This is a genomic window from Bacteroides fluxus YIT 12057, from assembly GCF_000195635.1.
In the GTDB taxonomy this organism is placed as follows: Bacteria; Bacteroidota; Bacteroidia; order Bacteroidales; family Bacteroidaceae; genus Bacteroides; species Bacteroides fluxus.
In genome coordinates this window covers 39,094-50,895 of sequence record NZ_GL882656.1, presented here as the reverse complement: position 1 = coordinate 50,895, position 11,802 = coordinate 39,094, and the positions used below count along the sequence as shown (strand labels likewise).

The 11,802-nt window shown below is 39.6% G+C and carries 5 protein-coding genes and 3 tRNA genes; 2 read left to right on the top strand and 6 right to left on the bottom strand.

The features are described from left to right. Nucleotides 1-104: 104 nt before the first annotated feature. From HMPREF9446_RS11895 to HMPREF9446_RS11870, 6 genes are all read right to left on the bottom strand, one after another. Nucleotides 105-178: transfer RNA gene (locus HMPREF9446_RS11895), tRNA-Arg, on the bottom strand. 22 nt (nt 179-200) lie between these two features. Further along, nucleotides 201-274, bottom strand: a tRNA-Arg gene (locus HMPREF9446_RS11890). 18 nt (nt 275-292) lie between these two features. After that, nucleotides 293-366, bottom strand: a tRNA-Arg gene (locus HMPREF9446_RS11885). A gap of 75 nt (nt 367-441) precedes the next feature. Continuing rightward, nucleotides 442-2,742 carry a patatin-like phospholipase family protein gene (locus tag HMPREF9446_RS11880; protein WP_039969310.1) on the bottom strand — a complete coding sequence of 767 codons (2,301 nt, stop codon included), beginning with the start codon at nt 2,740-2,742 and terminating at the stop codon, nt 442-444. Nucleotides 2,743-2,924: 182 nt separating this feature from the next. Then, nucleotides 2,925-4,973, bottom strand: a complete 2,049-nt coding sequence (gene htpG / locus HMPREF9446_RS11875; protein ID WP_009125913.1) for a molecular chaperone HtpG — start codon at nt 4,971-4,973, stop codon at nt 2,925-2,927. Nucleotides 4,974-5,079: 106 nt separating this feature from the next. Further along, entirely contained in the window at nt 5,080-7,605 is a 2,526-nt protein-coding gene (locus tag HMPREF9446_RS11870; RefSeq protein WP_009125912.1) for an ATP-dependent Clp protease ATP-binding subunit, read from the bottom strand. A 299-nt stretch (nt 7,606-7,904) separates the two neighbouring features. Between HMPREF9446_RS11870 and gyrA the strand changes: the two genes are divergently transcribed. Both gyrA and HMPREF9446_RS11855 read left to right on the top strand, forming a co-directional pair. Further along, the gene (gene gyrA / locus HMPREF9446_RS11860; protein ID WP_009125911.1) at nt 7,905-10,451 is read left to right on the top strand and encodes a DNA gyrase subunit A; all 2,547 of its coding nucleotides are present in this window, start codon (nt 7,905-7,907) and stop codon (nt 10,449-10,451) included. A gap of 30 nt (nt 10,452-10,481) precedes the next feature. Next, a complete protein-coding gene (locus tag HMPREF9446_RS11855) occupies nt 10,482-11,696 on the top strand; it encodes a tetratricopeptide repeat protein (RefSeq protein ID WP_009125910.1) in 1,215 nt (404 codons plus the stop codon). Nucleotides 11,697-11,802: the final 106 nt, after the last annotated feature.

Below are 11,802 nucleotides of genomic sequence, written 5' to 3'. Positions count from 1 at the left end.
AAATACAAAATCCCTCAGGTTTTTACGTTGATCCACTTTTCGGACTGCCCCTTGACTAGTATAGCAACAAAAAGCCTCTGCAATTTTTATAGCAGAGGCTTTTGTGATCGCGACAGGATTCAAACCTGTAACCGGCTGATCCGTAGTCAGCTACTCTATTCAGTTGAGCTACGCGACCTTGATTATTTTATGAAAATTTGTGACCGCGACAGGATTCAAACCTGTAACCGGCTGATCCGTAGTCAGCTACTCTATTCAGTTGAGCTACGCGGCCCTCATTAATCGAAATTTGTGATCGCGACAGGATTCAAACCTGTAACCGGCTGATCCGTAGTCAGCTACTCTATTCAGTTGAGCTACGCGACCTTTTCTCTTAACGGGTGCAAAGGTACGTTCTTTTTTTGAATTAGCAAATAAAACGAGATTTTTTTTCTTAAAATATTATTCAACAAAACGATAGTTAAAGAGCTGCCAGCCGATGGTTAGCCCGACATTCCATTCCTTTTTCGGTGAACTATAATGATTTACATACGCAGATATAGCTCCAAAAGGCAGATGGCAGATGACTGAGACTTCTCCCATGTATTCAAAACGGGAAAAGGCTTTCCCATAAAATGCCCTATTCAACGTATTCTTTTCTATTGGAAATATCGGCATGAATCCATAGAATTCGGTACGGAATTGGAACATGTCATTCAACACATAGATAGGTTTAATACCTGCTGCCATATACTGGTTGGCACGAAAAGCTTCATTATACATCAATTTGCTATGTGGGGTCGGTGCAAATTCTCCCGCCTGCATCATTGTAGCCGTATAATTCTCTGAAAAATTCTTCGATGAATACAAGGCTTCCACCATCCAACCCAACGTAAATTTGGGACTCATAGAGTGGTAGGCTTCCTTCATGTATGATATCTGCAACCACGATTGCCGCTCTTTCGTAGAACTTTGCTCAATAGGTGACGGGTTGCCGGGAATAAACTTCTCCTTACCTGTAAATATTTGAGCTATCAACTTTTCAAAGTATCCTCTCGTCGCATATTGACGTGTGTTCAATGTACTTCCATAAAAGCCTATAGCTCCTCCCAACAGCTTATATGAACTCTTATCGGACCGGTCCTTATCGAAATCAATCACATTGGACTGGAAGTAATTATCCTCCAACCTGCCATACCCTAAACTAAACTCTGCACGTTTGTTAGCCAAAAAAGGTAAAGCTACCATCAACTTTACAAAACGTTCGTCTTTTGAATTAAATGACGGCTTATCGTTCCTTGAGAACAATTTATCCTTCTTATAATAGTCAAAGGTACTGATGGATGCAATAAAACGATAAGATGTAGGAATATGGGTAGGCAAATCAAACCTCGCCATCAACTGGGCATTATTGTAAATCTTGCCCAACTGACCGTCAAAAGTGATTTCCTTCGAATAATAATTCAAGTTTTGATAACCCAATCCCAAATAAATTTGATTCGAACTGGTAGTAGAAACACTTCCCCCCAAACGTACAGAGAAATTATCCTCCATCTTCACCTTCAGATGCAATTCATACAAATCACTCTCGGTATCGTAAACTGCATGAGGAATAATCTCCGAAATCATATTATCCGCCAATAAACGGAAGTATCCCCGTTTCAAGTCTTCATAAGTAAATACTTCATGGGCTTCATCGTGAAATTCTTTTCTGATATAGGCTTGCTGCTGTGCATTGGCTCCTTCAATATAGATATCCCGAAACCGAAGTTGCGGTAAGTTACTCCGGTAAACCAAGCGCCTTAAACGCACATTATCAGCGTTTACCCGCCGATGGATACGCCTCTTTATGGAGTCCATCATACTGACAGTACGATTATAACCGATATCATGCAGTTCCTGCAGACGGTCAAAGTCCAACAAGTTTACGTCATCGTACTTGAAATTCATGACAATGCCTAATGAGTCAGGAATGGAATAGTCCGTTTTTTGCATGACCATGTTCTCTATCTGGCTCATCAGTTCATTCTCTTTAGGTTTACTCGGATTGGCTGCAACTACGCTGCCTATAATAATATCCGGATGAAAGTCTTCCCGCATCACATCTGTCGGGAAATTGTTATAAATGCCTCCGTCGTAGGCCAGAACACTATCTATCTCTATGGGTTTAAATACAAACGGAAAACTCATAGAAGCACGGACAGCATCTCCCAAATCACCTTTTCTCAGTATCAGAGGCTTTTTATTATAGACATCGGAAGCTACACAACGGAAAGGAACGAATAAATTGTTGAAATTGCCGTCACAAGCCGCTGTTGCGCGTGCAAACAACTCCACAAACACCAAGTTCATCTGTATGGGATTAACCATACTGGTAGGGATTATTTGTGGCTTTACATGCAATGAGTCTTTAAAAGTAAAACGAATGTTAAAAAACTCGGGGGTAGGGCGTCCTTTCTTGAAATAATATTCATATTTCGATTCTACCTTTCCAGAATACCAGCGTTTGAAGTCCGGCGAACGCAACAAAGCCTCCATGTCATCCGGAGAATAGCCCATGGCATATAAAGAACCGATGATTGCCCCCATGGACGTTCCTGTGATATAGTCAATGGGAATGTTATTTTCTTCCAACGCTCGGATTATACCAATATGTGTCATGCCTTTCGCTCCGCCGCCGCTTAGGACAAGTCCCACTCTCTGAGCCTGCAACATCGGCAAAAGGCATAGCAGAAACGACAAAAACAAAAGAAACCTTTTCATGATTATGTAATTCCTAGTAAAATATATTAAATATTCAAAGCTCAAATATAGGCAATTGTTTCCAAAAACCTCGTATTCAACGAAGAAAAACATATTATTATTGGCAAAATAAATAAAAAAAGGGTATTACAACTCTTGCGAATCGTAATACCCTTGCATCTATTATGCAAATTTAAAGGGGCTTATTTAATAAGATCAATACTTCTTTTGACAAAGTTATTCAAGGCTTCACCTTTCAACATTCCATTCTGAAGCAATGCCAAATCAATCAACTGGCGAACGACTTTATTTTTAGTTGCATAATCTGCAAAAACACCTTCTTTCCGAACTTTAAGCTCGTCCCATTTCTTATCCAGTGCTTCTACCTCGTCTTTTTCAGCAGTAGAAATGTCTTCAGCTTTCTTGTCTTCCTGTTTCTTTCTCAACTTTTCACGAAGTTGATTAACCTCATCCATTTCTTTCTGAACAGGAGCGATCACTGAGGCACATTCCTTGTCTTCTTCCGCCAGAACTTCTTTCACCAACTTATGGTCGGAATTCAATACCAAGTTAAACATATCCGGCATTTCGCCATAGAAGCTCATACCCGCTTGTATATTGGCCATTTCCTTCATGCGGCGCATATACTCGCTTTGGGTAATCATTATTGGAGAAGCATTCTCACCCAAAGCCTGTGCTATGACATTGAATTCTGTTTTTTCCATTTTCGGCAACTGACTCTTGAAAATGGAAGAAAGGGCTTCTTTTTTGCCTGCTTCCAAGGTTTCGTTCTTCTTTTCTTCTTTGACAATCAAATTATCAATCACGTCACTGTCTACACGAGTAAAACGAACCTTCTCAAACTTTTGCTCCAACATACTTACCAGTGCAATGTCCAGCTGCCCATCCATTAAAAGCACATTATAGCCTTTATTCTTGGCAGCTTCAATATAGCTGTATTGCTCGTCTTTGTGGTTGGCATACAGATAAATCAAATTGCCCTCTTTGTCAGTCTGGTTATCTTTAATCAAGGTCTTATACTCTTCAAAAGTATAGTATTTGTTATCCGTATCAGTGAAAAGGGAAAAGTCCTTCGCTCTATCATAGAAATCTTCTTGTGTAAGCATTCCATAATTGATAAAGATCTTCAAATCGTTCCACTTCTCTTCAAACTGCTTGCGATCACTCTTAAAGATGGACTGCAGGCGATCAGAGACTTTCTTTGTAATATAAGTAGAAATCTTCTTCACATTCGCATCACTCTGCAAGTAAGAACGAGATACGTTCAAAGGAATATCCGGAGAATCAAGCACGCCATGCAACAAAGTCAAGAAATCGGGAACAATGCCTTCTACTGAGTCTGTCACATATACTTGATTACAATAAAGCTGTATCTTATTCTTATTCAGCTCTATATTGCTCTTCACTTTCGGGAAATAAAGAATACCGGTCAGATGGAACGGGTAATCCACATTCAGATGAATCCAGAACAACGGTTCATCCGACATCGGATACAAGTCGCGATAGAACTTTTTATAATCCTCATCCTTCAAATCGCTGGGTTTCAAAGTCCATAACGGATTGGACTCATTTATAATATTATCCTCTGCTGTTTCCACCTGCTTGCCATCTTTCCATTCTTTCTTTTTGCCGAATGCAATGGGAATAGGGAGAAAACTGCAATATTTCTTCAACAAGGAGGAGATACGCGACTCTTCAAGAAACTCCTTACAGTCATCATCAATGTAAAGAACTATGTCAGTACCACGATCTGCTTTATCAGAATCCTCAATTGTAAACTCAGGACTGCCATCACAGGTCCATTTTACAGCTTGAGCACCTTCCTTACAAGACTTAGTGATGATTTCTACCTTCTTAGCCACCATGAAAGCGGAGTAGAAACCAAGTCCGAAGTGACCAATAATGGCATTCGCGTCATTCTTATATTTCTCAAGAAAATCATTTGCACCGGAGAATGCAATTTGGTTGATATATTTATCAATTTCTTCCGCCGTCAGACCAATACCACGGTCAGATACAGTAATTGTATCTTTTCCTAAGGAAACATGAACAGTCAAATCGCCCAATTCACCCTTGAATTCACCGATGGAAGATAATGTTTTCAACTTCTGTGTAGCATCAACGGCATTAGAAACCAACTCACGGAGGAAAATTTCATGATCACTGTATAAGAATTTCTTGATAACGGGGAAAATGTTCTCTGTAGTTACCCCAATATTTCCTTTCTGCATATTACTATTTATATTTTTAAGTTTATATTTTTATTCTCTGGCAAGCAGGAAACAAAAAAAATGCCAGTCCCTCAGGACTGACATTTTGACGGTCTTTTATAGAAATTTATTGTGCTTTCTTTAAGCTCAATTCATCCTTTTCCTTATCGACGGAAACATTTACCATGTCTCCGGGTTCCAGTCCGGAAGATATAATCAGTTCCGAAAGTCCGTCCTCCAGATAATTCTGAATAGCCCGCTTCAACGGACGCGCACCAAACTGCACATCATAGCCTTTTGTGGCAAGAAATCTTTTTGCGTCATCATTCACAACAAGTTTATAACCAATAGCTTCGATACGATCATACAAGCCTTTCAATTCAATATCGACAATTTTTGTAATTGCCTCCAAAGACAATTGATCGAAGGTGATGATTTCATCAAGACGATTCAAAAATTCAGGAGCAAACGTTTTATTCAATGCTTTCTGTATCACATTACGAGAATGTTCCTTATCATCCGTCCGGTTCTGTGCGGCAAAACCGACGCCACGTCCAAATTCTTTCAATTGGCGAGTACCGATATTGGATGTCATGATGATAACCGTATTCTTGAAATCAATAGTTCTGCCATAATTGTCAGTCAAACGACCTTCGTCCAACACTTGCAACAATATATTGAATACATCCGGATGCGCTTTCTCTATTTCATCCAGTAATACGATAGAATAGGGTTTACGACGTACCTTCTCAGTCAGTTGCCCACCTTCTTCATACCCCACATATCCGGGAGCGGCACCAATCATGCGGGATACAGTATATTTTTCCATATACTCGCTCATATCAATACGTATCAGCGCATCGGAAGAACCAAACATATAATTGGCCAACTGCTTGGCTAAATGCGTCTTGCCAACACCCGTAGGACCAAGAAACATAAATGTTCCTATGGGGCGGTTGGGGTCCTTCAAACCGACACGGCTACGTAAAATTGCCTTTACCAGTTTCTCGATTGCAGGATCCTGGGCGATAACCTTGGCCTGCAATTCTTCTTTCATCCCAGCCAGTTTCACGCCTTCAGCCTGTGCCATCCGTTGCACCGGTACTCCGGACATCATCGAAATAACATTTGCAATTTCCTCTTTACCCACAATCTGACGATCATCTTTCAAACGAGCCTCCCATTCGGCCTTCATTTCATCCAAACGGGATGCAAGTTCCTTTTCACGGTCACGATAACTCGCCGCTAACTCAAAATTCTGTGATTTTACAGCTTCAGCCTTTAAATTACGGGCTTCCTCTATCAATTTTTCCTGTTCTTCTATTTCTTTCGGGACATTTATATTCGTCAAATGCACACGTGAGCCTGCTTCGTCCAACGCATCAATGGCTTTATCGGGAAAATTACGGTCTGTAATATAACGGTCTGACAACTTGACACATGCCTCAAGAGCTTCATCCGTGTAGGTCACATTATGATGATTCTCATATTTTTCCTTGATATTCTTCAATATCTGAAGTGTCTCTTCAGCAGTAGTAGGCTCTACTATTACTTTCTGAAAACGGCGTTCCAATGCCCCGTCTTTTTCTATATTCTTCCGGTATTCATCAAGGGTAGTGGCTCCGATACATTGGATTTCACCACGTGCCAAAGCAGGTTTCAACATATTGGCGGCATCCATAGATCCTGCCGCCGCTCCGGCTCCCACAATAGTATGAATTTCATCAATGAAAAGAATTACATTCGGATTCTTCTGCAATTCATTGATAATAGAGCGAATACGTTCTTCAAATTGTCCACGGTATTTGGTTCCGGCCACTACAGAAGCCATATCAAGCATTACAACTCTCTTGTCAAACAAGATGCGGGAGACCTTTTTCTGTACAATGCGCAACGCAAGTCCTTCCACTATTGCAGACTTGCCGACACCCGGTTCACCAATCAACACAGGATTATTCTTCTTACGACGGCTCAGAATCTGCGCCAAACGCTCAATTTCCCGCTCGCGGCCTACTACAGGATCAAGCTTGCCTTCTCCTGCCGCACGAGTCATATCCATACCAAAATTATCCAATACCGGAGTATCATTGGACGACTTCTTTGCTGCCGTTCGCGCAGAGGGTTCTGCACCCGGATTACGTGAAGCGCGGGACGTATTCATGTCTTCCTCCTCATCTTCATCATCTTCAGTAAATCCCATGCCTGCATTCGGATTGGTTGATTTCATCGAAAGCTGCTCAAATACAGATTGATAATCGACACTGTTTTCTTCCAGTACAGTTGCAGCCAAATTATCACCGTCTTTCAATATCGCCAATAAAACATGTTCCGCATCGGCTGTCGCACTCTTTAACAGACGTGCTTCCAGCATACACATTTTCAAAATTTTAGCCGCCATAGGAGACAGGGGTACCTCTGCGTCAGGCAATAAGGTATCATCCTCTGCATCTTTCAAAAAACTCTCCAAACGGCTCTTTACCCGCTTTAAGTCTATATCAAGCTTCATCAATATCTCAATAGCTTTCCCTCCGCCGTCACGTAACATGCCAAGCAAAAGATGCTCCGGACCGATATATCTATTTCTCAATCTGTTAGCTTCTTCTTTGCTATAGGTTATAATATCTGAAACTCTTTGTGAAAATTGATTGTTCATATTCTTTTTTTCTCCTCAATTAAAGGTTATCAACAACAAAGATACGCAATTATTAATTCAACGTATCATATATTTAACTGATTTGATAATAACAAATCCTGTGCCACAAATTATACGGATTTATTTTATCTCCATATACCTTATAATAATATCAGCAACATCTGATACAACACAAATTTTGATGGCAATCCAAAGTAGCAACAAAGTTTATGCAGGAAAACTTTTGTATATCGTAAAAAAGCAGTACTTTAGCGTGGTTTTTCATGAACCCGAAAATGTATAATTAATAATCTTTTTAAATGCTTGAACAAGACAGAATTATAAAGATTAACATCGAGGAGGAAATGAAGTCATCGTACATTGACTACTCTATGTCGGTCATTGTTTCGCGTGCCCTTCCGGATGTTAGAGATGGTTTTAAACCCGTTCACCGAAGAATTCTTTTCGGAATGATGGGATTAGGAAACACGTCAGATAAACCTTATAAAAAATCAGCCAGAATTGTAGGTGAAGTTTTAGGTAAGTACCACCCTCACGGTGACTCTTCCGTTTATGGCGCACTTGTACGTATGGCACAGCCTTGGGCCATGCGATATATGATGGTGGACGGACAAGGTAACTTTGGTTCGGTAGATGGTGATAGTGCAGCCGCTATGCGTTACACAGAATGCCGCTTAAGAAAAATCGGTGAAGATATGATGCAAGATCTCGACAAAGAAACTGTTGACATGCAAAACAACTTTGACGATTCTCTACAGGAGCCTACCGTCATGCCAAACCGCATTCCCAATCTTCTGGTAAATGGAGCATCTGGTATTGCTGTAGGTATGGCTACCAATATGCCGACCCATAACTTATCAGAAGTAATCGATGCTTGTGTAGCGTACATTGACAATAATGAGATAGATATAGAAGAACTCATGAATTATGTCAAAGCTCCTGACTTTCCTACAGGAGGTTACATATATGGCATGAGTGGTGTACGTGAGGCTTATCTTACAGGACGCGGACGTGTCATCATGCGTGCAAAAGCCGAAATTGAAACTGGTTCTACACATGACAAAATCGTTGTAACGGAAATCCCTTATGGAGTTAACAAGGCGGAGTTAATCAAAAACATAGCCGATTTAGCCAACGAAAAGAAAATAGAAGGTATTGCCAATGCCAATGATGAATCGGATCGTGAAGGCATGCGCATCGTGATTGATGTAAAACGGGATGCAAATGCTAGTGTAGTACTGAATAAGCTCTACAAAATGACATTACTGCAAACCTCTTTCGGGGTAAACAACGTAGCATTGGTGCATGGCCGTCCACGTTTGTTGAACCTGAAAGACTTGATCAGATACTTCATAGAACATCGTCATGATGTGGTTATTCGCCGTACACAATATGATTTGCGCAAAGCCAAGGAACGTGCGCATATCTTGGAAGGTTTAATTATTGCATCAGATAATATTGATGAAGTAATCAAGATTATTCGTGCCGCTAAAACCCCTAACGATGCCATTACCGGCTTGATGGAACGATTCCAATTGACTGAAATCCAGTCTCGTGCCATTGTTGAAATGCGTTTGCGACAGCTTACTGGGCTTATGCAGGATCAGCTTCATGCTGAATATGAGGAAATTCAGAAGCAGATTGCTTATTTAGAAGAAATTCTTGTTAACGACGAATTGTGCCGTAAAGTCATTAAGGACGAATTAGTTGAGGTAAAAGAGAAATATGGCGATGAACGCCGTTCTGAAATCGTTTATTCATCTGAAGAGTTCAATCCGGAAGATTTCTATGCGGATGACGAAATGATTATTACCATTTCGCACATGGGATATATCAAACGTACTCCATTGAGTGAGTTCCGTGCACAAAACCGTGGTGGAGTAGGTTCTAGAGGTACCGACACTCGAGACGAAGATTTCATTGAGCACATATATCCTGCAACCATGCACAATACCATGATGTTCTTTACACAAAAAGGTAAGTGTTATTGGCTGAAAGTATATGAAATACCTGAGGGGACAAAGAATTCCAAAGGACGCGCTATTCAGAATTTGTTAAATATTGATTCGGATGATGCTGTAAACGCTTATCTTCGTGTCAAGAACTTAAACGATCAAGAGTTTATCAATAGTCATTATGTAGTATTCTGTACAAAGAATGGTGTTATTAAGAAAACTCTTCTTGAACAGTATTCACGTCCTCGTCAAAATGGTGTTAACGCCATCACAATCCGCGAAGACGACCGTGTTATTGAAGTCCGTATGACAAATGGAGATAATGAAATCATCATAGCTAACCGTAACGGACGTGCTATCCGTTTCCACGAGAGTGCTGTTCGTGTCATGGGACGTACTGCCACTGGTGTGCGCGGCATGACATTAGATGAAGACGGACAAGACGAAGTAGTAGGTATGATTTGCATTAAAGATCCGGATACGGAGACTATTATGGTCGTATCTGAACAGGGATATGGAAAACGTTCTGATATTGAAGATTATCGTAAAACCAATCGTGGCGGTAAAGGTGTCAAAACGATGAATATCACTGATAAGACAGGTAAATTGGTAACAATCAAGTCTGTAACCGATGAAAATGATTTGATGATTATCAATAAATCTGGTATTACTATTCGTCTTAAAGTGGCAGATGTACGTATTATGGGACGTGCTACACAAGGTGTACGACTTATCAACCTTGAAAAACGTAATGATGAAATCGGCTCTGTATGTAAGGTTACTTCTGAAAATGAAGATGAAATTTTAGAAGAAGGGAATGAAATCATTCCGGAAAATTCTCAGAATACAAAAGATTCTCAGGATGAGATAAATAATGTAAATGAAGAATAGACATAATATTAATTTAAATTTTCTACAATCATGAAAAGAGTACTATTTTCAATGGTTTTACTACTTGTTGCAAGCTTGGCTTTCGCTCAAGAAAAGAATGTGAAAGAAGCAAAGAGCATTGCCAATGGAGTAAACCCGGACTTTGCCAAAGCAGAGGAATTAATTAATCAAGCTTTGACTAACCCTGAAACAAAAGACAATGCTGAAACTTGGGATGTAGCAGGTTTTATTCAGAAAAGAAGAAGCGAGAAAGAAATGGAGAATGCTTACCTAAGAAAGCCTTATGACACCCTTCAGGTATATAATAGTGCATTGGATATGTGTAAATTCTATTTCAAATGTGATGAACTTGCACAAATTCCTAACGAAAAGGGTAAAATCAAAAATAAATATAGAAAATCAAATTCTGCTGCAATTTTAGCTGAACGTGGTAATCTGATTAATGGTGGTATCCAGTTCTTCAATCAAGATAAGAACAAAGAAGCACTTGAATTTTTCGCAACTTATGTTGATATTGCAGTCAACCCTATGTTTGAGAAAGAAAATCTATTGAAAACTGATACGGTATTACCTCAGATTGCTTACTATGCAAGCTTAGCAGCTGCAAAAATGGAAGATTATCCAAGTGTATTGAAATATGCTCCATATGCACAAGATGATAAAGAAGTAGGAAAATACGCTATGGAATTTATATCTACAGCATTAAAAGCTGAAGGTGATACAGTTAAATGGGTAGCTTCTCTAAAAGAGGGTATTCAAAAGTATCCTGAACATCCGTTCTTTTTCGGTCATTTGATTGATTATTACAGCAATAACAACAAATATGACGAAGCAATGCAGTTTGCTGATGATATGTTAGCTAAAGATCCTAATAATACATTCTATCTATATGTAAAAGGGTATCTTTATCATAATATGAAAGACTATGATAAGGCTATTGAATTCTACACGAAAACTATTGAAGTAGATCCAAATTATGCCGAAGCATACTCTAACTTAGGCTTAATCTATTGTTTGCAAGCACAGGATTTCTCTGAAAAAGCTACTACCGATGTGAATGATCCTAAATACAAAGCAGATCAAGATGCATTGAAAGTCTTCTATGAAAAAGCAAGACCTAACTATGAAAAGGCTAGAGAATTAAAACCCGATCAAAAAGATTTGTGGTTAAATGGTCTTTACAGAGTGTATTATAACCTGCAAATGGGGCCGGAGTTTGATGAAATTGAGAAGATGATGCAATAAATATTCTTCTTATTAAATAGAAGAGCGTCTGATCAAATATGTGGCCAGACGCTCTTTTATTTTTCTCCTTTTTAAAGCTTATTTATCCATAGAAAAACAGCAAGAG

What these genes read in the sequence shown, in the direction of transcription:
- HMPREF9446_RS11880 (WP_039969310.1), bottom strand. Translation starts at nt 2,742, where the DNA reads ATGAAAAGGTTTCTTTTGTTTTTGTCGTTTCTGCTATGCCTTTTGCCG.
- htpG (WP_009125913.1), bottom strand. Translation starts at nt 4,973, where the DNA reads ATGCAGAAAGGAAATATTGGGGTAACTACAGAGAACATTTTCCCCGTT.
- HMPREF9446_RS11870 (WP_009125912.1), bottom strand. Translation starts at nt 7,605, where the DNA reads ATGAACAATCAATTTTCACAAAGAGTTTCAGATATTATAACCTATAGC.
- gyrA (WP_009125911.1), top strand. Translation starts at nt 7,905, where the DNA reads ATGCTTGAACAAGACAGAATTATAAAGATTAACATCGAGGAGGAAATG.
- HMPREF9446_RS11855 (WP_009125910.1), top strand. Translation starts at nt 10,482, where the DNA reads ATGAAAAGAGTACTATTTTCAATGGTTTTACTACTTGTTGCAAGCTTG.